The sequence below is a fragment of the Gluconobacter thailandicus F149-1 = NBRC 100600 genome (genome assembly GCF_000964465.1).
Taxonomy (GTDB): Bacteria; Pseudomonadota; Alphaproteobacteria; order Acetobacterales; family Acetobacteraceae; genus Gluconobacter; species Gluconobacter thailandicus.
On sequence record NZ_BANH01000078.1, the window covers coordinates 19,815 to 40,077 of the forward strand.

Here is a 20,263-nt window from a genome sequence, read left to right on the forward strand (position 1 = left end):
ATATTCGGCCCTGTCAGTGGATCGAGAGATGGTTGAAATTCTTGTAGGAATTGTAGGAGGAGACGATCACCCGATCGCCATCATGCAACCCGCCGGTGATTTCGACCTGCTCGGGATTGCGACGCCCGGACGTGATTGCAACCCGGTCAGCGCTGTGATCTCCTGATGCCATGACAAAGGCCGAAGAGCCGCCACTCGCCTCCAGCCATGCGCCATTTGGCAGGACGAGAGCACGATGGGTTTCACCGAGCGTGATGCGCAGATCGACGCTTTCTCCGCGCCTTAACCCTGCTGGCGGAGGACGGTCGAACGTGAGTTCCGCGCGAAACTGGCCGTTCGTAACCTGCGGATGCACGCGGGATACGGTCATTGGCAGTTTTGTGTCGCCAAGATCAGCCTCGGCCCGTTCGCCGATTGCAACGCGACCTAGATAGAATTCATCAATGTCCGCATCGAGACGGTACTGTCCCTCACTGTCGATCTGGCCGATCTTATCTCCAGCTTTCAATGACTGCCCCGGCTGAAGGTCAAAATTGGTCAGTCGGCCATCCAATGGCGCGCGAAGGACGAGTGCATTGAGGCTGGTCTCCACGACGTCCAGATTGGAGCGCAGCCGCTGAGCTTCCTCATCAATCTCGTTTCCCTGACGATCCGCAACCTTCAGGTCCAGTGTCAGTGCATTTTCAAGGCGTTTTAGGCGCTGGGCGTAATAGTCAGCCTCGTCACGATAGGACTGAACGTTCGCGTCAGATTCAAAGCCTTGTCCGTGAAGTTGCTGGCGGATGGAAAGTTCGCGCTGGGCCTTGAGAAGATTATATCGGGCCTCGGCAAGCTGCGTTTCTTCGGTTGTGCGCGTTTGTTGCAGGGTCAAGCGCTGGGCGCTGACTGCACCGAGCTGACTTGCGATCTGCGCTTCCCGGGAGGTGACGTCGAGCTGGAGTTGAGGATTGGTCAAATGCGCCAGAACATCCCCTTTTTTCACGAGGGCACCATCCTTTGCCACGACCTCAGAAACCTCTCCGCCCTGTATGGCGTCGATAAAAGTGACGTTGAGCGGAGCAACGGTGGCGCGGACTGGAAGGTAATCGAGAAAGGGTGCGGACTGTACGGTCGCTATTGTCAGCTGATCCTGAGATACCGAAAGTGTTCCCGATGCGGGTACGAGACGCCATCCAGCCCAGAGAAGACCCACAACCACAACGGGAGCGCCATAACGCAGGGTCTTCCGGAGCACGACCTTACGCCGTGAAGGAGGAACCGCTCGATCCATGACTGCGCCTGATGCCGGGCGCATCGTAGTGTTCGACGACGCTTTGGAAACGGGTTGATCCATGCACTGTTTCTCCTGTTGGCAAACAGTGTATCATGGAGATTATCGAATTTATCTTATTGATAAATAAGGAAGAAATTAAGGTATCTGTCTAGGCATGTCCGGTTTCGAACACAGTGTCCGGAAGCGGACACCTTTGAAAGGTCTGTCAAGATCGAAATGAATGACTTCCGCAACGAATCGGGAGAAGGAAAGTCCTTAGTGCCCCGTCTTCTCTTCGTCGATGATGATCGCGATGTGCAGATTGCTGCGAGGCTATTATTTCGCAGAAGTGGGATCGAGATGCTGTCCGCGTATGGAGCGGAAGAGGCTCTGACACAGCTTGCATCTTTCCCTGTGGACCTTGTGCTGCTGGATCTCAATTACAGGAAGGGCGAAAGTAGCGGCGCAGAGGGGTTGGCCTTACTCAGAGATATCCTGGTTCTCCGTCAGGATCTGCCCGTGATCGTCGTAACCGGACATAGCGGCGTAACGATTGCGGTTGCAGCGATGCGAGCAGGCGCTGCTGATTTCGTTATGAAGCCTTGGAATAATGAGCGCCTTCTTGCGCTGGTTGGCACAACTCTGAAGGGGCGTCGGGCCGATCAGGCGGCTGAAACCGATCCTGTTATGATCGTGGCGTCGGAGAACCTGCGCCGTATTGTCACTGAAGCCGACCGCTTGGCCATTACTCGTGCTCCACTGGTCATTGCAGGGCCGTCAGGGGTTGGAAAGATGCTTCTTGCAAGGCGCATTCATGCGCTTTCTCAGGAGATCAATCCTGCAGTGACGATCCGCGCAGAAGATTGCGAGGGTCTACCTGAAGGAGGCGGAACGTGGATCTTTCGCAACTTTGAAGCGCTGTCTGCACCCATGCAACGACATCTGGCAGACAGGCTGGATGAACCCACGCCCCCACGGGTCCTTGCCCTCTCATCTGTGGATCATACTGGTTTGGAGGCTGCTCTTGACCCGCGACTGATGCTGCATCTTGGGATGGTAATACTTCCGCTGTCACCTCTTCATGAGCGACCGGAGGATATCCTGGCCCTGAGCGGACATTTTCTACGCTATTTCTCAGTCCGGCATGGACTTGTGGAGCCGGTGATGGATGAAGAGCGGCGTCAGTTGCTCTGTGGAGAAGTATGGCCGCAAAACGTGCGAAGCCTTCGTGCAACCGTTGAGCGGGCGGTCCTCACGGGAACATGGAGCGGGACATCATCCAACGGGCAGGACGCGGCTTCAAAAAGCACTCCTACACTGCGCGATACAGAGCGGTCCTTGATCGAGGCAACTCTTCGCAAACACGGATTCAATGTCACACAAGCGGCGCGGGAGCTGGGCCTGACACGACCGGCGCTCTACCGCCGGATGGCAAGGTATGGGCTTTAGATGCGGGTTGCGATTGAAACGCTTCTGCTGCTTTCCGGCATCATAGCGGCCTGTCTGATCACGGCTCCGGCGTGGCAGCACGGGTTTTACGCGACTGCTGTTCTGCTATCGTGCCTGGGATTATTTTGTACTGGCTCTGTCGTGGATGCACAGATCCGTATGGCGCGACGCCTGAAACGACAGGAACCTTCCGTCGTGCGATCTGTGGATCGGGAAAAACTGCGCAATCGGGCGCTGCTGGACCATGCACCGGTTCCGCTGCTGATCCAGTATGTTGATGGCACCCTGCATGCTGCCAATCGCGCGGCGCGGCGTCTGTTCATGACGGAAGGTGTCCTACGCGATCCACCACCGCCACTTGTCAGAGCACTAGAAAATGACAAGACGGGGCCCGAAAAACGTTTGATCCGGCTGGCGTCCAACGGAGGCTCATCCCGGGTCTATGCGTTATCGGTGGGGAAGGGTGGTGGCACCGGAGGCATCGTAGCGTATCTGGCACTGACAGATGTTGAAGCCGGACTGAACGCTGCTGAAGCACAGGCACTTCGTGATCTGTTGCAGATTTTGAGTCATGAAATCATGAATTCCCTCACACCCATCGTTTCTCTGTCGGCGACGGCAGAGGATCTGTTTGCCGAACGCTGCAGTTTGAAGAGAGAGCGTTATGAGACAGACGATCTGATCATCGAGGCGCTCGGGACAATCCGTCGCCGTACTGAAGGGTTGGATCGTTTTGTTCGCGGGTACCGTGATCTTGCCCGCCTGCCAGAGCCAGATCTGAAATTAACGGACCTTGGTGCATTGGTTCAGGAGATTGTCCGAATTTTTACTGCGCGATGGAAAAAATGTGTGGCGCTGGATGTCTTCGCACCGTCCGGCCGTATCATGGTTCGACTTGATGCCGTGCAGATGGAGCAGGCGTTGTTAAACCTTCTGAACAATGGCGCGGAGGCTGCTCTCGAACAGCCTGACCCCCGGGTACAATTGACTGTCGAAGCCGCGAATGACGCGATTACTATCAGTGTTCGCGATAACGGACCGGGTATAGACATGGATCTACGGGACCAAATCTTCGAGCCGTTTGTGTCATTCAAGTCTGGAGGAAACGGAATCGGATTGCCTCTCGCGCGCCAAATTATCAGAGGTCACGGTGGTAGACTGGCATTAGGGATCACAGACGAGCAATCACATTGGAACACAACGTTTGAGGTGCAGTTATGATATCCCCTCCACCATTTTTCTCAAAAATATTCTGAACCCGTGAAATTTCCGTTCCAATAACGGAATAGAAACTTTCCAACTGCGCTAGCGTATCTCTCTTTCAACCTAACAGAGATCCCGCTATGAGCCTGATCCTTCTTATCATTCTGGTACTCCTTTTGATCGGAGCACTCCCAACCTGGCCATATAGTTCCCGGTGGGGGTATTATCCTTCAGGTGGTTTGGGCCTTGTTGTGGTCATCGTCGTAATCCTTGTGTTGATGGGGCAGCTTTAGCCTTTTCAACGCCGGAACAAGGATGGGCTGCTTCTGATGCCGCATGCGTGTAAACAAGTTGAATCTGTTCGATGCAACATTCATGACGCGGCCCGTTGCAGTAAGATCAGAAAGAAAATGATCTTTAGGCCCTAACCGCTTTGAAGTAGGAAACACTCCCGCATAGCCAGAGCGTCATACACCAGTTCAAAGCGGTACGGCTTTCCAAAACCTAAACCAAAGAGAGACCAACAGAGACAGAGTTGCGGAGAAAATCTTACAGCAGATCAACTCCTCAAATCTGTCCAGCAGGCCGATAGAGACGAATATGCGTGCTCATAGAGAAACGTGCAGAGTGCGAAGAGCCTCTTTCTCCGCCATGCGCGGACCAGAAACGGATACAATCCTAAGTCCACCCTGAAAAATAGACAAAACCGTTTTCAAGGCAGATATAACCGTGTTGGCATTCGCCAGAGTTGACCCCGGAACTGCAGTCGATGCCTGGGACACAGCGTTTCCCAGTAATGACGTCACATTTTGCAAATCTGTCAGGAGGGAATCCACCTGCGTCTTGAGGCACGTACTGTCATAAGTGACCGTCGTACTCGAACCTGCAGCATTTGAGAATGCTGTCAGAGCGGCCTGTAACGCCGCCCCAGAAGCCTCGATAATAGCCATTGCCGGCGCACCAACTGCCGAGGAAACAGCAGCGAGGGACAAGATTGTTGTTACTGCGTTAATGCCAGCCGTTCCGTACGCTTTTACTTTAGCGACATTCAGGGTCACTATAGTCAGTTGCCCTGACGTTGTGACCGTACAGGCACCGAGGACACCAAGAGCAGAACCAGAGGCAAGAACTTTGAGGAATGACCTACGATTACCAATCATGAATTCTCACTTAATATTATAATATATAATTATTTCTGGAAGAAATTTACTTGTATTATGATTTTGTGACACTAAATATTAGCAATTCCCAACTGCACGCACCAAACGATAAAGCACTGTCAATTAAAGAATACTTCTGAAATAAAATTCGACATCTTCGTGTAGGCATGTCAGAGCCCATGATTTTTTACGGGATCAGGCTTTCTTTGATGCACCGGTGAACCTTTAGCATCCTCAACGATTGAATGTTCTTCTCAGAGGAGACAACCATGTCGTTTCAAGCTTACATCCACTCAGCTCACGCATCTGTTCTTCTTGATTATCCCGGAAAGCAGGATCCTTATGATCCATACCCCGATGGCGATCCAATGATTGATGATCCATCGGAAGAAGAGCCAGAATCAGAACCTGACGAATGGCCTGGCCCCGAACTTCCGGAAGAGCCAAATCCTTCACCTTATCCACCGTTAAGGGAGTAAGTGCCCGCTTCTTCTCAAAAAGAGAGATTTTCGCCCATTTTCTTACATACTCAGCTTACCAAACAACGTGCCTGGGCACTTCCACGAAGAAGCGATCCCAGACACCTCGGCTGAAACCAAGCGTCACACAGAATATCTTGATGAGACATGTTTGTCTGCCTTATAGCCTGAGCGAAACAAATGACCTTGCTGGGCTATATCGTCCGGCATCGCATACACCGGCACAGCAGAGCCAATCCCACTCTGCAAAAAGCCAGCGTGCAACATTCGCCTTCAGGGGATCCTCAAGCTGTCTATTGGTGGAAATTTTGATCCGTTTGAGGTCTTTCGTGATCTCTGGGAGCTTCTGAAAGGGCTATATCGCCTCATGCTCTACCTCTATCATCTTTTGACAGGTTTCCCTCAGCAACACTGATCCAGATAAAACGTTATCGTCCGCCCGCTTATATCCGGCTGGCCTTTAACGGAGAAACATCATGAGGTTCCACTTGCTTCTGGGGCCCATTCTGCTTGCCCTGTCTTTGACGGCCTGCGTCGATCACCACCATAACGACCGGACAGACCGAACACACTGGCGCCAGGGCGACACACCTGGCCCCTATTCAGGATACAAGCAGAACCACTGGACAGCTCCACACAACTGACATTCGTTTTTAGTTCTGGCGCCAGGCCAGCCTGACAGGCATAGACCTGTAGGACATCAGATCCCGGCCGCGGCCTGCGCCAGATGCATTGCTTCCAGAATTTGTGGGGTACCTGATCACACGAGGCGGTGGCCCGTAAACCAAACGGCCCGCATTTCCCGACTGCGGGGTCGGGGTAGGCTGAGAAGAGGCATACTGACGCTGACTGGATGAATGCCATGGCGGTTCTGGCATGACGATCTGGGGTCCAGCACCTGTCATGACAATTTGAGGCAGGAAATCAGGTGGCCTGTAAGTGTCAGGCCTCCCATTCCAGACGGCCATCACATGCTGTTCATATTCGGCACCCAAAGCAGGGGTCAGTGAATGATAGGCCGCTGTTGCAGCAGGCCACCCGTGAAGCTTTGCGAAAAGATTTCTCAAAAACAGTGCTCCATACCGAGCATTGCTAAGAGGGTCGAATGCCTCTTCAAGTGATGAGAAAGCATCAGCGTGGTGATGCAGATTGATCTGCATGCACCCTACATCGATTGAAACAATACCTGCCCGGCGAAAGTCTTCTACAGCAGAAAGGGCCTCAGCTTTTGAACCGTAAAAATATCCCCGTCCTGCGGCATTTACGGTCCAGGGCCACGCCACAACGTGACCGGACAGCGGATCGCGACGCCCGCTCTCCACATGACTGATAGCGCCCAGCAGCCCGGACGGAATACCAGCTTCCCGTTCGGCGACAGCAACTGCCTCATGACAAACGCTGCCCGTCGCATCCCAGTCATTGGCATACCCGAAACCCGGGAAGCCCAGCACAATACAGAAAAGCAGAAAGAGATATGTCCCGGTCATATTGCTCTGTATGATCAGGAAATATGAATAAACGCTTACTGAATCAGGCGTTATTTCTCATCAGGGGAGCGCAAGCCTGTTCAAGCCACGGCAGCACATCCGCTTCAACGTCTGGCCCAACGCGCGTCAGAACTTCAGCGTGATAGGTGTTCAACCACGCCAGTTCAGCGTCATCCAGCAACGTCACATCGATCAGTTCCCGATCAATCGGCGTATAGCTCAGGATTTCGAACTCAAGAAAAACGCCCTTGGCACCCCGATAGGCCGACGGTTTTACGAGCATCAGATTCTCGATGCGAATGCCGTACGCGCCCGGCTCGTAATATCCCGGTTCATTGGAGACGATCATGCCCGCTTCCAGAGCTGTCGGGCGAGGGGCCGGGGAAATATTCTGCGGCCCTTCATGAACAGACAGATAACTGCCAATTCCATGACCCGTCCCGTGATCGTAATCCAGACCAACTTCCCAAAGAGCCGCACGCGCCAGAGTATCCAGACGGTGCCCGGTCGTTCCCGGCGGAAAACGGACACGAGACAGAGCAATATTGCCCTTCAGAACGCGCGTAAAGTTTTCCTTGATAGCCTGGGGCGCCGCATCAGGTCCGATCCACAGCGTGCGGGTAATATCCGTCGTACCGAACGGATACTGGCCACCACTATCAATCAGATAAACACTGTTTGGTGTCAGAACTCGATCTTTGCCGACTTCAGCGCGGTAATGCGGATACGCACCATTTGGTCCGGCCGCAGAAATCGCATCAAAACTCTGCTCGCGATAATCAGAAGACTGTGCCCGGAAACCGTTCAGACGATCCACCAGATCGGTCTCATGCTGACCAGCTGCCGAGACAGACAACGCGTGCAGGAAGCTCGCCATCGCAATCCCATCCAGCTTATGCGCCTGACGCGATCCTTCCTGCTCAACACTGTTCTTGACGGCCTTGGGCAGGGTGCATGGATCATTGCCATCCATCACCCTGGCACCCACAGCCTTCAGGGTCGTTTCAAACCACACAGGCGTCGTCACCGGATCAAGACGAACAACCTTGCCCGCCAGCACACCCAAACGCTCTTCAAGACAAGCCGGCGCATAAACCGCAACATCAGCGCCTAGAGCATTGGCTAAACTGGCATCAAGACGAGCAGGATTTACAAACAGTTCTGCCCGGCCGTCTGAATGCAGAATACCATAACCATGCGCCACAGGGGTCAGGGGGACATCATTGCCACGAATATTCAGAAGCCACGCAATGGATGTGCAATCCGCCAGCACGACAGCGTCCTGACCTGCACGTGTCAGGAACGCAGCAAGACGCTCCCGTTTGCTCGCACTGCTTTCTCCTGCCAGCGCCAGCGGTTGCTCAGCAACTGTGCTCGCCGGAGCGACAGGTTGATCCGTCCAGGCCTCATCAATGGGATTAACCGTTAGCGGGACCAGTTCAACGCCCGGCGAAGCCCATGAGGCAAGCATGGAACGACTGACCAGCTTTGGATCGTAGCCCACGCGCAGACCCACAGCCTTGTCCGCCAGCCAGTCCGAAGCCGGCTCCAGAGCCACATGCTGACGCTCCCACAATGCGTGCGGAACCTGCTCTTCCATCTGAACCGTATAACGACCATCGGAAAATACGGTCGCCGCATCAGGCAAAATGACAGCAAGACCCGCGCTTCCCGTAAAACCCGTCAGCCAGGCAAGACGGTCAGAGCAGGGCGCTACATATTCCCCGAGATATTCATCTCCCCGTGGAATGATGAACCCTGATACACCCAAAGCCTCACAAGCCTTGCGGACAAGAGCCGGGCGCTCGGTCAGGGGAATGGAAGAAACGGTCATGGAAAATCCTTTTCCGGTTCGAATGCCACCTCAAGGCAGAGCGTCATGAAGAGAAGATCGAGCCAACGCCCACCTTTTCGCCCGACCTGAGGTAAAATACCGCTGTTCTGAAAACCAAACTGGCGATGAAGAGCGATTGAGGCCTCATTGCCAGCTGTAATACCAGCCACCATGACGTGAAAACCGGCTTGTCGGGCATGATCAATCAATCGGGCTAACAGCATACGACCGAGACCGCGTCCCTGATGTCCTACATCCACATACACCGAGTGTTCGATTGTCCTGACGTAACCTTCAAAGGCACGAAAAGCCCCGTAGGAAGCGTACCCGCAAACGTCGCCATTTTCGTCAACTGCCACAAACACCGGGAAACCCAGAGCCACACGATCAGCAACCCACTTCTGACGCTGCTCCAACGTGAAGGGGACGCTGATCCACAGGGCATCCGTGTGGGCAATGGCATGATTCGTGATCCGCAGGATCGCTGGTAGATCTTCATCCTGAACGTGCCGGATCACGACCGCCATTTTCAGCCTCGCTTGCGCAGGATCAGTGTCGCCCAGTCGCCTTCACGCAATAGCCGTTCAAGGACCAATCCCTGACGACGGTGCGCTGCAAGAACCATATTGGCCTGCGTGTAGAGCAGTCCAGCCAGAATGGCCGTTCCGTTCGGGGCCAGATTCAGTGCCAGAGACTGCGCCATCCGGCAGAGCGGACGCGCCAGAATATTGGCGAACACCAGATCATAAGGTGCTTTCACCCGGACCTGATTGGTATTCCAGCCATTCCCAAACCGGCAGTCCAGCAGGTTGCCTTGACCATTCAACCGTGCATTGGCCTTTGCCGTCCGCACAGACCAGGGCTCGATATCAACAGCCAGAATAGGACGATGCAGAAGCTTGGCAGCCGCCATGGCCAGAATGCCAGATCCACACCCCATATCGAGGATATGACGTGGCTGGCGGTAAGCGACCATTTCCAGTGCGCGCAGGCAGCCTCGTGTCGAGCCATGCTCTCCGGAACCAAAGGCAATGCCTGCGTCCAACGTGATGGTCAGACGGGACTGGTCCGGGGCGCCATGCAAATGCGTGCCGCGAATAGCAAATCGCTTGCCAACATTCTGCTGCGGAAAGGACTCATACGTCCGCGCCAGCCAGCCTTCAGCCTCGGTCGCTTCCCGAACAAGTTCAGCGTCACATCCCGTCAGAAGGCGAGCCACAGCCAGCGCGCTTTCAAGCTCGTCTTCCTTGTAGCCAATATCCTTGACGCCTTCGAGGCGCCAGTATTTCTGCTCGTCATCAGCCTCGAAAATACCAACGGTCTCACAGACACACATCAGGGCCTGTTCGAAGAGGGGGACATATTCCTCTTCTACCGTAATGGACAGGGTTTCAAGCGCACTGGCATGGCGTCGGCCAATGCTGCGGGGTGCCATCACGATCTGATCTCCACGAAATTTGCCATGACGCGCTTGACGCCGCCATTTTCAAAGTTGATTTCCAGTCGGCTACCATCCACCGCAATCACGGTGCCCTCACCGAACTTCTGATGAAAAACCGTCGCCCCAACCGGAACATTGGCCTGCGGCTGTACGTCCGTCATGCGTGGACGAGGGGTCTGAGGCATCCCTGAAGGACGACGCGTACTCGTGAAAGGCCCGGACGCAAACATGGAAGGGGCTGCCGCAGCCTGCCTCCGGCTTTCAACGGACTGCCCACTCGTCTGAACGTATTCGGACGGAATTTCCTCAATGAACCGGCTTGGCATCGAAGCCTGCCAGTTCGCGTAAATGCGCCGGCTGGCCGCATGAACAACGATCGCCCGGAGCCTCGCCCGCGTCAGACCAACGTATGCCAGACGTCGCTCTTCTTCGAGCGCGCGGTTTCCGCCTTCATCCAGAGACCGCTGGGACGGGAAAACGCCTTCCTCCCAACCAGGAAGGAACACCGTATCGAACTCCAGCCCCTTGGAACCATGCAACGTCATGAGACTGACCTTGTCATCAGTCGTCTCGCTTTCCGTATCCATGACGAGTGCAACGTGCTCGAGAAAGCCTTCAAGCGTCGCAAACTCACCGATAGCCCGCAAAAGCTCACGGATATTGTCGAGCCGCCCCGGCGCTTCCACAGAACGATCATCGCGCCACATCTGCAAATAACCGCTATCCTCAAGAAGCTGCTCGACCGCCACAACCTGACCTTCCGTCTCCAGCGTCGCTTTCGCACGCTGAAACGCTTCCATCAGGCTGGTCAGAGCCTCCTTGGACTTTCCCTTGAGCGCACCCTGTTCGATCTGCGTCAGAACAGCAGCCGTCAGCGGGCAGGGCAGGGCACGCGCCAGGCCATGCAGCTTCTGCACTGCAACAGCGCCCACACCCCGCTTGGGAACATTGATGATACGCTCGAACGCAAGATCATCAGAAGGCTGCGACAGAACCCGCATGTACGCCAGACAGTCCCGGATTTCCGCGCGTTCATAGAACCGCAAACCGCCGACAATCCGATAGGGGACACCTATCGTCATCAGGCGCTCTTCGAAGGGCCGCGTCTGAAAGCCCGCACGCATCAGAATAGCCATTTCAGACAAGGGATGCCCATCGGCGTGGAGACGCTCAATCGCTCCGCCGACAATCCGGGCTTCCTCATCGGAATCGCGAACGCCGATGATCTGGACTTTTTCGCCCTGAGCATCCTCACGCCCGGGACGCAGCGTCTTGCCCAACCGGCCTTCGTTATGTGCAATCAAGCCCGCAGCAGCGGCAAGGATCTGTGCCGTTGAGCGATAATTACGCTCCAGCCGCACCACCACCGCTCCGGGAAAATCCTTCTCAAACCGGAGGATATTTTCCACCTCAGCCCCGCGCCAGGAATAGATCGACTGATCGTCATCCCCCACACAGGCAATATTGGATGGACCATGCTCCCGCTTCGCCAGCAGACGCAGCCAGAGATACTGGATCGTATTGGTGTCCTGGTACTCGTCCACCAGAATATAACGGAAGATCCGATGATACTGCGCCAGCACATTCGGCTGGGACCGCAGGATCTCCACCATGTGTAGCATCAGGTCGCCGAAATCGCAGGTATTGAGCTGGATCAGCCGTTCCTGATACCCACGATAAATAGCCAGAGCCTGCCCGTTGGCAAAATCCGTATCCTCGGCAGGCGTTACCCGATCCGGGGTCAACCCACGATCTTTCCAGCGCTGGATAATACCCATGAGCTGGTTAGGCGGCCAACGCTTCGTATCGAGCCGAAACGGCTCCATGATCTGCTTCAGCAAACGAAGCTGATCATCCGTATCCAGAATATTGAACCCACTCGTCAGGCCCACATATTCCGCATGACGCCTCAGCATCCGCGCGCAAATGGCATGGAAGGTGCCAAGCCAAAGCCCCTCGGCAGGCTCGCCAAGGATCGCCCCAACACGCTCGCGCATTTCACGCGCAGCCTTGTTGGTGAAGGTCACGGCAAGGATCTGGCTCGGATAGGCACGGCCCGTCAGAAGCAGATGGGCAAAACGCGTCGTGAGAACGCGGGTCTTTCCCGTGCCTGCACCAGCAAGGATCAGAAGCGGGCCTTCGGTTGTCTCGATGGCACGTCTCTGCTCCGGGTTCAGGCGGGAGAGATATTCGGGCGTGGGGATGAGAGGGTCTTGCGGCACACTCCCGATATAGAGTGTGATGGTCCTATGGCCAACACATCATCTTCCCGGATCGACCTGACACGCGGTACCGGCCCCCAGGGACACCGTGCCCGGATGCGCACCCGCGTCGAAACCAACGGTGCGGAGACCCTTGCCGATTACGAAATTCTGGAAATGCTGCTGTTCCTGGGCATCCCGCGCAAGGACACAAAACCGCTCGCAAAAGGCCTCATCAGCCACTTCGGAAGCCTGATCAACGTCTTTCGCGCACCAACACGCGATCTGCGGAACGCCGGACTGAACGACGATACCATCCGCGCTCTTCGCCTTCCGTCAGTCGCCGCAGAACGTCTTGCCTCTGCCGAAAGCCGCGAGCGTCCTGTTTTGGGGAACTGGCCACAACTGACAAGCTATCTTGAAACGACATTACAAGGCGCGGTTTCCGGACAGCTTCGCATCCTTTATCTGGATAACCGCAACCGCCTCCTTGCGGATGAAGCGGCCCCCGAAGAGGAGGATATCACCTTCCTGAACCGCGCCATCGCCATTCGCGCACTGGCGCTACATGCTACCGCCATTATCGGCCTGCATGTCCAACCCGCTCTCAGATCACCAGCCCTGTCAACGGCTGCAAGAACTCTGGAAACCGCACTTAAGCCACTTTCCATCGTCTTGCATGACATCCTTCTAAGCAATGAAGACAAAAAACTCAGCAGCCTACGTCAGGAAGGTCTCCTTTAAGCCTCACACCCTGCTTCAAAAAAAATCCTGCGTATGCAGGGAACATAAAATGAAAGAAAGCTGGTGTTCTCCTGAGCCCGGCTCATCCCCGCACGTGCGGGGAACACCCTGGTGAGCAGCCTCCTGTTTTGTCGCGGGCCGGTTCATCCCCGCACGTGCGGGGAACACCCGCCTTCTGGAGTCAGATCAGCGCCAGACAGCGGTTCATCCCCGCACGTGCGGGGAACACCATTCAATACCAATCTGACGCGGAAGGCGGCTCGGTTCATCCCCGCACGTGCGGGGAACACCCCGTCAGACACGTTCAGACATGTCGTGCAGTCGGTTCATCCCCGCACGTGCGGGGAACACACGGGTCCAAGCAGAGCGCTAAAAAAGAAAGCCGGTTCATCCCCGCACGTGCGGGGAACACTCTTCCTGTTAGATAACTGTTTTCCAACAGAAAAACAGCCCCCGAAAAATCTACCGATTTTTTCAACCTTTCCGAGAGAGGCTGACGACGCCTTGATCTCGTCCGGGTTACAGTGCCAGAAAAACGAATGACCAACACTCAGCCTTCTGAAGATGGATTTTCTGACTGTCTGGGAAGCCCCTTCCTTCAGGCCATACCAGCTACAGCCGCGCCGGAGGCAGCGGATCACGAAACGATTCCTGCTCCTGTTGCACTCCTGAGTGGGCGAGGGCGTCATCTGAACGACGACACACTTCTGAGGCTGATCGTCCATCTTTTTACGGGTCGTGAACAAAAAGCCGAAAGTCTTGTCCCGGCGCTTCTGGAACGCTTCGGTTCGCTGGCGGCCCTGCTTTCCGCCAGCAACCGGGAACTCGCTGGCATCAGGGATATGGGCAGCCCCATGATTCCCATGATCCGCGTGCTGCAGGAGGCCGCGCTTCGGTATAACCGGGAACGGCTACCAACCGCGGATCTGCTCGATAGCGAACAGAAACTGCTCGATTATCTGACAGCCCGCCTTGCCCGTGAAAATATCGAACAGTTCCGCATTCTTTTCCTCAACGACCGGCAGGGCTTGATCGCGGACGAAGCTCAGGCGCGGGGGACCGTCAACCATACACCTGTCTATCCAAGAGAAGTCGCCAGACGCGCCGTGGAAGTCGAGGCAACCTCTCTCATCCTGGTGCACAACCACCCTAGCGGTGACCCAACACCCTCTCAGGCGGACATCCAGATGACACAGCAGGTTCAGACCGCGCTGAACGTGGTCGGCATTGAGCTGACAGACCATCTCATTATCGGAAACGGCCGCCACACGAGCTTTCAGCGCACTGGCCTGCTCTGAAGTCAGGTCCGTGCCGTTTCAGAGATGCGGGGGAAGAAGACCTTCAAGCGCCAGCTCCCCGGGAAGAGCCCCACGGGGGAAGATCGTGTTAACGTGCCCCATCTTACGCCCCCGACGCGCCTCCCGCTTGCCGTACAGGTGAAGCGATGCGCCGTCCGTCGCCAGAATGGCCGGTACACGCGCCATGTCTTCCGGGCCGACAAGATTATGCATAACGGCGTCGGAATGACGACGCGCAGGCGGCAAAGGCAGACCGGCCACAGCGCGGATATGCATTTCAAACTGGTCGATCAGACAGGCATCCATCGTCCAGTGCCCGGAATTGTGCGGGCGAGGGGCGATTTCATTCACCAGAAGCTGACCATCCGCCCCATGGAACATTTCCACCCCCATGAGACCAACAAGATTCAGCTCCACCGCAATTTTCGTCGCGATCGCCTGAGCTTCCTGAGCCACATCAGGCATAATCCGGGCCGGGGCAAGGGTGACATCCAGAATACCGTTCCGGTGCCGGTTCTCGACCGTATCGAAGCACCGAACCGTTCCATCCAGCCCCCGAACAACCATGACGCTCAGCTCACGCTGAAAATCAATCATCTTTTCGGCGACAAGAGGGTACGGAAGATCTTTCAGTGCAGAAAGAGCTTCAGCACTTTCAACGCGGAACTGACCCTTGCCGTCATAACCAAAGCGCGTGGTTTTCAGGATCAGGGGAAAACCCAGTTCTTCAATAGCTTCCAGATCGTCAGGGCCAGACACAGCCTTCCAGGGAGCAAGCTCAACACCAGCTTCCGTCAGACATGTCTTTTCCAGAATACGATCCTGACTGACACGCAGGATTTCGCCCGCAGGCCGAACAGGCCGACGCTTCGCCAGCAGGGACAGACCTTCGGCGCTGATATTCTCGAATTCAAATGTCACAACGTCACAACGAGACGCAAAATCTTCGAGAGCAGCCGGATCATCATATGATCCGACCGTCGCAGAGGCCGCAACTTCGATCGCCGGACTTGTCGGAGCAGGGTTCAGGATATGAACACGATATCCCAGTTTGGCTGCAGCCATTGCTGACATGCGCCCAAGCTGACCGCCACCAATAATACCAATCGTGCTGCCTGGTTCAAACGCAGCGTTCTTCTGCACCGTCATTCGACTGGCACATCCGCGACAGCAGCTGTCTGCGTTCCGCGCCATGCATCAAGCCGCGCAGCAAGTTCAGCGTCAGCCAGTGACAGGATGGAAGCCGCCAGAAGACCCGCATTCTTCGCACCTGCCTTGCCGATGGCCAGCGTTCCCACAGGAATGCCCCCTGGCATCTGAACGATGGACAGAAGACTGTCCTGCCCCTTCAGGGCATGGCTCTCAACCGGAACCCCCAGAACGGGAAGGGACGTCCAGGCCGCGCACATACCCGGCAGATGGGCCGCGCCCCCTGCACCGGCGATAATCACATGTAATCCACGACCACGCGCAGTCCGGGCATAGTCAGCAAGACGATCCGGCGTACGGTGCGCAGAAACAATCCGGCGTTCATGGGTAATGCCCAGCTCATCCAGAATATCGCAGGCATGACGCATGGTTTCCCAGTCAGACTGGCTCCCCATAATGACGCCGACGCGCACGGCGTCTTCGGCTTGAATGATCTCGCTGGAAGAAAGGATCTGGCTCATCAGGCAATGTTATCCGGAATCAGACGGGTCTCGATCCAGGAAATCTCGTCTTTGAGCTGCAGCTTGCGCTTTTTAAGGCGCTGGAGCTGGAGCTGATTAAGGGGATGGTCCACCAGGCGCTCAATGACCGTATCAAGATCGCGATGCTCGCTCCGCAGTTCGTGGAGGCGTCTGAGCATTGCATTATTGTCGGTCATCATTGCTGTCAGTCCCGGAACTCTATCAGGACATGATGGAGAACTGAAACCGTTCCGTCCACCACCATGTCTCCATATCACAGCCAAAAAGGCATGGACCACTCACGGCTCCCACCAACAAAAAAGGATGCAGCCCTGCCTGGTGCTGCATCCTCTTCCTGTGGATTAGAGAGCTTCGTCTTCGTGGGCGTCAAATGCGCTGACAACCGGAAGGGTATGACCTTCGCGGGCAAGACGGTCATTTGCTGCAGATACAGCGGCATTCAGGTCCATCTGGGTGCAAAGTCCCAGAATGACCGGATCACGCGGTTTGATGTTGGCGCTGTTCCAATGCTGGCGGTCACGCACCTTGATGATGGTGTCTTTCGTCGTGCCAAGCAGCTTGACGATCTGGGCTTCCGTTAGCTGCGGGAACTGACGCAGAATGAACGCAATCGCATCCGGGCGGTCATTACGCTTGGCCACCGGCGTATAACGTGCACCCTTGGCGCGACGCTTCACCGGGCTACCGGAAGACAGAATCTTGAGCTTGCTGTCGGGATTGGCTTCGCAGCGCTTGATCTCGGCTTCGGAAAGCTGATGGTTCTTGACAGGATCATAGCCGTTGATCCCGGCAGCAACTTCACCGTCAGCAATAGCCTGCACTTCAAGCGGATGCATGCCGCAGAATTCAGCAATCTGTGTGAATGTCAGGCCGGTTTTTTCGATCAGCCAGACGGCCGTGGCCTTGGGCATCAAAGGCAGGGTCATGTCAGTGCGTTCCTTTTGGGGCGCTTCAGGGGCCCGCGAAAGCGCAGGCACCGATTGGCGTACCCGGAGAGGAGAAACTGAGACCCGCTCGGGATATGATCGCGGCACCTGCTGGATGCGCGGCGATAATGAGAACGGTATGGGGCACCATCCGGTCTCTGGTCAAGGTCGAAATAGCAGGGCTGTTCAAAAAGCAGCCCTGCCGTTTTTACTCAGGCAGCGTGAGGAGCTTCCACCTGACGGCGACAGCTTTCTGCCCCCATGGCTGCCGGGGCCATAACAGAACCCGCAGGCCCAGTAACAATCGGGATGCGGCGCGGACGTGCAGCTTCAGGAACGACCTGCCGCACAACAATGGTCAACAAACCATTCCGTAGCTCTGCCTGATCAATTTCCGTGTGGTCTGCCAGAACGAAACGACGTTCAAATGCCCTCGTTGCAATCCCACGGTGGAGCCATTCACGCTCACGGTTGCTTTCTGGCACCCTTCCTCGAATGACAAGCGTATTGTCTTCCTGAAGCACCTCAACGTCTTCCGGCCCAAACCCGGCAAGCGCCATGGTCAGAGCGTAATCCGTCTCTGCTGTTTTTTCGATATTGTAGGGGGGATAGCTCGGCATGGCCTGAGCATTGGCAGCATTCCCGGCCACACGGGCCAAGCGGTCGAAGCCTATTGCGCTGCGAAACAACGGCGTAAAGTCATAAGACATGGAAACCTCCTTAAGGCAGGATTCATCTGATGCAGCTCCCAAAAAGGCGAACTGCGATTGGTCTATCGGCCATGACCCGAAAGGCATCATGACCGATATTCCAGATGGTACCTGTCCTGCGGACCTTCAAGAGGCGCGCATGGAGGCAGACAAGCTTACTTGCGGGTACCGATACCAGCGAAGCGCTTGTTGAACTTGGCAACCTGGCCTCCGGTGTCGAGCATACGCTGCACGCCCGTCCATGCCGGATGGGACTTCGGATCAACGTCCAGACGCAGGGTGGCACCCGGCTCGCCGTAGCAGGAGCGGGTCTTGTATTCGGTGCCATCGGTCATGATGACGGTGATTTCGTGGTAGTCGGGATGGATGCCGGATTTCATGAATTCTCTACTCCAGAAAGAAAGCTCCGATACCGACCGGAGCGAATCATGAGGCGCGTATAACGGAAAGTACCGCAGGATGAAAGCAGACTTTACGGGATCACCCAAGTCCGTTTATTTCTGGGCTGATGCAGGCATAACTTTTCCGGCCTGCAACCGCATTCCTGCGGCTCCCCCAAGAAAGGTTTCTATATGAGCGAAACGAAACGCGCCCTGCACACTCCGGGCTGGGTCAGCGACTTCCAGAAATTCATCATGCGCGGCAATGTTCTGGACCTCGCCGTCGGTGTAATCATTGGCGCAGCCTTCACGACCATCGTGAACAGTGCTGTCAAGGACGTGCTAACGCCGTTCATCGGGCTTCTGACGGGCGGTGTGGATTTTTCCAACCTGTTCATCACGCTTAAAGGCCCGGTCAAGAATACGCTGGAAGAAGCGCAGAAGGCCGGGGCCGTCACCGTCAATATCGGCGTCTTCCTGAATGCTGTTATCCAGTTCCTGATCGTTGCTTTCTTCATCTTCTGGGTTGTGCGCCTGATCGGCAAGCTTCACCGCAAGGAAGAAGCTGCACCAGCCGCTCCGCCAGCACCCAGCAAGGAAGAAGTTCTGCTGACGGAAATCCGCGACATTCTCGCCAACAAGGCTTCCTGATGTCCAAGCAGACCTTTCTCGGAACGGCCTTCATTCAGAAAATGAGTGCACTTGTTCTGATGACAGGCCTGCTTGCAGGATGTGTGGCACGCCCGATGGAAGGCGTGCCACCATCTCCCAATGCTCGACTGTACGCTTATCTCGTGGCTCACGGCATGGCGCGGGGAGCATTGATGGGGGGAAGGATTACCGCCCAGAATGTTCCAAAGCTGATCTCTCTGGACCATGGCGCTCAAAAGGCCGTTCTGAATGCAATGCGCCTTCAGACCTCCTCGGAAAACCGGAAAGCAGACGCTGCAATCGCCGCACTTCTGACCAGCTTTTCAAGTTAAAACCCAGAAATCACGCACAAAAAAACCGGCCCTCTAAGGAGCCGGTTTTTTTGTCTCAAACTTCTGAAGAAAAGCTCATTCCGCTTCAGGAGCGGAACCACCCTTCCGAAGACGCTTCTCACCCATCAGCAGCAGAAGTGGAGCCGCAATGAAGATGGAGGAAGACGTCCCGACCACGATGCCGAACAGCATGACAGTCGCAAAACCCGTCAGGGTACTGCCACCAAACAGGGCCAGTGGCAGAGCCGCCAGAAACACCGTCATGGACGTGCCGAGCGTACGGTTCAGCGTCTCGTTGATGGAAAGATCCAGAAGCTCCCGCAGCGGCATCGTACGATACTTCCGCAGATTTTCACGGATCCGGTCATAAACCACCACCTTATCATTGGTTGAGTAACCAAGGATCGTCAGCAGCGCTGCCACCATCACCAGATCGAATTCAAAGCGGGTGATGGCCAGAAAACCGACTGTCTTTGTCAGATCAAGAATCAGCGTGACAACCGCACTGATGGCGAATTCACGTTCAAAACGGATCCAGATATAGGCCAGGATCATCGCAAGACTGAAACCGAGCGCCAGCAGGCCATCCCGGAACAACTCGGAAGACACGGAAGCACCGACAGCATCTGCCCGCAGCACCTGCGTTCCGGGCTCAGCAGCAGAAATGGCGGTCTTCACACCATCCACAAGCTTCTGCGTCTGAGCTTCACGATCCGTACCATCCGGAGCGTTGATCGAAATCCGCACATCACGCGGGGAACCGAAAGCCTGAACGGCATCCGGATGAATTCCTGCCTTTTCGAGAGCAGAGCGCAGTTTGCCAAAATCAGCCGCACCTGGCGTCTGAGCCTCGACAATAATGCCACCCCGGAAATCGAGACCGAGCTTCAGGCCCGGCTGGAAAAACAGGATGACGGACGCGATGGAGAGAACCGCCGAGACGATAAGCCCCATGTGACGGCCGCGCATGAAGTTTATGCGCCGATCGTCACGGACAAAGCGGAGAAGGGGACGTGACAGCATGA

At 55.7% G+C, this 20,263-nt stretch carries 23 protein-coding genes and 1 CRISPR repeat array; of the genes, 9 read left to right on the forward strand and 14 right to left on the reverse strand.

What is annotated here, in order from left to right:
• Nucleotides 1-13 precede the first annotated feature (13 nt).
• Nucleotides 14-1,333 carry an efflux RND transporter periplasmic adaptor subunit gene (locus B7444_RS14890; RefSeq protein ID WP_231502974.1) on the reverse strand — a complete coding sequence of 440 codons (1,320 nt, stop codon included), beginning with the start codon at nucleotides 1,331-1,333 and terminating at the stop codon, nucleotides 14-16.
• A 198-nt stretch (nucleotides 1,334-1,531) separates the two neighbouring features.
• On the opposite strand from B7444_RS14890, the gene B7444_RS14895 reads away from it, so the two are divergent.
• The 3 genes from B7444_RS14895 to B7444_RS14905 all read left to right on the forward strand — a co-directional run bounded on the left by B7444_RS14895 (nucleotide 1,532) and on the right by B7444_RS14905 (nucleotide 4,197).
• Nucleotides 1,532-2,701, forward strand: coding sequence for a sigma-54-dependent transcriptional regulator (locus tag B7444_RS14895; protein ID WP_007281959.1), 1,170 nt, complete (start codon nucleotides 1,532-1,534; stop codon nucleotides 2,699-2,701).
• Nucleotides 2,702-3,922: a sensor histidine kinase gene (locus tag B7444_RS14900; RefSeq protein WP_007281960.1), complete on the forward strand. Its 1,221-nt coding sequence runs from the start codon at nucleotides 2,702-2,704 to the stop codon at nucleotides 3,920-3,922. It abuts the gene before it with no gap.
• A 122-nt stretch (nucleotides 3,923-4,044) separates the two neighbouring features.
• Nucleotides 4,045-4,197, forward strand: coding sequence for a DUF3309 family protein (locus B7444_RS14905; protein ID WP_007281962.1), 153 nt, complete (start codon nucleotides 4,045-4,047; stop codon nucleotides 4,195-4,197).
• Nucleotides 4,198-4,512: 315 nt separating this feature from the next.
• On the opposite strand, the gene B7444_RS17275 is transcribed toward B7444_RS14905, so the two are convergent.
• Nucleotides 4,513-5,064 carry a twin-arginine translocation signal domain-containing protein gene (locus B7444_RS17275; protein WP_035730461.1) on the reverse strand — a complete coding sequence of 184 codons (552 nt, stop codon included), beginning with the start codon at nucleotides 5,062-5,064 and terminating at the stop codon, nucleotides 4,513-4,515.
• Between the two features lie 269 nt (nucleotides 5,065-5,333).
• Between B7444_RS17275 and B7444_RS16870 the strand changes: the two genes are divergently transcribed.
• Together B7444_RS16870 and B7444_RS16875 are read left to right on the forward strand one after the other, a co-directional pair.
• Complete coding sequence (locus B7444_RS16870) at nucleotides 5,334-5,543, forward strand: hypothetical protein (protein WP_186004350.1); 210 nt, start codon at nucleotides 5,334-5,336, stop codon at nucleotides 5,541-5,543.
• Between the two features lie 476 nt (nucleotides 5,544-6,019).
• Nucleotides 6,020-6,187, forward strand: coding sequence for a hypothetical protein (locus B7444_RS16875; protein ID WP_167626899.1), 168 nt, complete (start codon nucleotides 6,020-6,022; stop codon nucleotides 6,185-6,187).
• A 9-nt stretch (nucleotides 6,188-6,196) separates the two neighbouring features.
• Here the strand turns inward: B7444_RS16875 and B7444_RS14920 are convergent, their stop codons facing one another.
• The 5 genes from B7444_RS14920 to B7444_RS14940 are packed head-to-tail and all read right to left on the reverse strand — an operon-like array spanning nucleotide 6,197 to nucleotide 12,527.
• The gene (locus tag B7444_RS14920) at nucleotides 6,197-7,030 is read right to left on the reverse strand and encodes a transglycosylase SLT domain-containing protein (protein ID WP_007281966.1); all 834 of its coding nucleotides are present in this window, start codon (nucleotides 7,028-7,030) and stop codon (nucleotides 6,197-6,199) included.
• Between the two features lie 43 nt (nucleotides 7,031-7,073).
• Entirely contained in the window at nucleotides 7,074-8,864 is a 1,791-nt protein-coding gene (locus tag B7444_RS14925) for an aminopeptidase P family protein (RefSeq protein ID WP_007281967.1), read from the reverse strand.
• On the reverse strand, nucleotides 8,861-9,391 hold the full coding sequence (locus tag B7444_RS14930) for a GNAT family N-acetyltransferase (protein ID WP_007281968.1): 531 nt from the start codon (nucleotides 9,389-9,391) through the stop codon (nucleotides 8,861-8,863). Before B7444_RS14930 ends, B7444_RS14925 begins: the two co-directional genes overlap by 4 nt.
• A 2-nt stretch (nucleotides 9,392-9,393) precedes the next feature.
• Complete coding sequence (locus tag B7444_RS14935) at nucleotides 9,394-10,299, reverse strand: 50S ribosomal protein L11 methyltransferase (RefSeq protein WP_007281969.1); 906 nt, start codon at nucleotides 10,297-10,299, stop codon at nucleotides 9,394-9,396.
• Nucleotides 10,299-12,527 carry an ATP-dependent helicase gene (locus tag B7444_RS14940; RefSeq protein ID WP_007281970.1) on the reverse strand — a complete coding sequence of 743 codons (2,229 nt, stop codon included), beginning with the start codon at nucleotides 12,525-12,527 and terminating at the stop codon, nucleotides 10,299-10,301. Before B7444_RS14940 ends, B7444_RS14935 begins: the two co-directional genes overlap by 1 nt.
• A 27-nt stretch (nucleotides 12,528-12,554) precedes the next feature.
• Between B7444_RS14940 and B7444_RS14945 the strand changes: the two genes are divergently transcribed.
• Together B7444_RS14945 and radC are read left to right on the forward strand one after the other, a co-directional pair.
• Entirely contained in the window at nucleotides 12,555-13,250 is a 696-nt protein-coding gene (locus B7444_RS14945) for a JAB domain-containing protein (RefSeq protein ID WP_007281971.1), read from the forward strand.
• Between the two features lie 78 nt (nucleotides 13,251-13,328).
• Nucleotides 13,329-13,663: a CRISPR direct-repeat array (repeat unit 30 nt; unit sequence CGGTTCATCCCCGCACGTGCGGGGAACACC).
• A gap of 126 nt (nucleotides 13,664-13,789) precedes the next feature.
• Entirely contained in the window at nucleotides 13,790-14,548 is a 759-nt protein-coding gene (radC, locus tag B7444_RS14950; protein ID WP_007281972.1) for a RadC family protein, read from the forward strand.
• Between the two features lie 18 nt (nucleotides 14,549-14,566).
• Here the strand turns inward: radC and B7444_RS14955 are convergent, their stop codons facing one another.
• From B7444_RS14955 to rpmE, 6 genes are all read right to left on the reverse strand, one after another.
• Nucleotides 14,567-15,697 (reverse strand): 5-(carboxyamino)imidazole ribonucleotide synthase, encoded by a 1,131-nt coding sequence (locus tag B7444_RS14955; RefSeq protein WP_007281973.1) that lies wholly within the window; start codon nucleotides 15,695-15,697, stop codon nucleotides 14,567-14,569.
• Nucleotides 15,694-16,218 (reverse strand): 5-(carboxyamino)imidazole ribonucleotide mutase, encoded by a 525-nt coding sequence (purE, locus tag B7444_RS14960; protein ID WP_007281974.1) that lies wholly within the window; start codon nucleotides 16,216-16,218, stop codon nucleotides 15,694-15,696. The genes B7444_RS14955 and purE overlap by 4 nt, the downstream gene beginning before the upstream one ends.
• Entirely contained in the window at nucleotides 16,218-16,418 is a 201-nt protein-coding gene (locus tag B7444_RS14965; RefSeq protein WP_007281975.1) for a YdcH family protein, read from the reverse strand. The genes purE and B7444_RS14965 overlap by 1 nt, the downstream gene beginning before the upstream one ends.
• Before the next feature lie 162 nt (nucleotides 16,419-16,580).
• The gene (locus B7444_RS14970) at nucleotides 16,581-17,165 is read right to left on the reverse strand and encodes a DUF1013 domain-containing protein (protein ID WP_007281977.1); all 585 of its coding nucleotides are present in this window, start codon (nucleotides 17,163-17,165) and stop codon (nucleotides 16,581-16,583) included.
• A 212-nt stretch (nucleotides 17,166-17,377) separates the two neighbouring features.
• Complete coding sequence (locus B7444_RS14975; RefSeq protein WP_048855211.1) at nucleotides 17,378-17,875, reverse strand: Hsp20 family protein; 498 nt, start codon at nucleotides 17,873-17,875, stop codon at nucleotides 17,378-17,380.
• 155 nt (nucleotides 17,876-18,030) lie between these two features.
• The gene (gene rpmE, locus B7444_RS14980; protein WP_007281980.1) at nucleotides 18,031-18,255 is read right to left on the reverse strand and encodes a 50S ribosomal protein L31; all 225 of its coding nucleotides are present in this window, start codon (nucleotides 18,253-18,255) and stop codon (nucleotides 18,031-18,033) included.
• 192 nt (nucleotides 18,256-18,447) lie between these two features.
• Here rpmE and mscL point away from each other — a divergent pair, with 192 nt between their 5' ends.
• Nucleotides 18,448-18,906 carry a large conductance mechanosensitive channel protein MscL gene (mscL, locus tag B7444_RS14985; protein ID WP_007281981.1) on the forward strand — a complete coding sequence of 153 codons (459 nt, stop codon included), beginning with the start codon at nucleotides 18,448-18,450 and terminating at the stop codon, nucleotides 18,904-18,906.
• Nucleotides 18,906-19,238 (forward strand): hypothetical protein, encoded by a 333-nt coding sequence (locus B7444_RS14990; protein WP_007281982.1) that lies wholly within the window; start codon nucleotides 18,906-18,908, stop codon nucleotides 19,236-19,238. The genes mscL and B7444_RS14990 overlap by 1 nt, the downstream gene beginning before the upstream one ends.
• A 75-nt stretch (nucleotides 19,239-19,313) precedes the next feature.
• Here B7444_RS14990 and secF read toward each other — a convergent pair whose 3' ends face one another.
• Nucleotides 19,314-20,261 (reverse strand): protein translocase subunit SecF, encoded by a 948-nt coding sequence (gene secF, locus B7444_RS14995; RefSeq protein WP_007281983.1) that lies wholly within the window; start codon nucleotides 20,259-20,261, stop codon nucleotides 19,314-19,316.
• Nucleotides 20,262-20,263 lie beyond the last annotated feature (2 nt).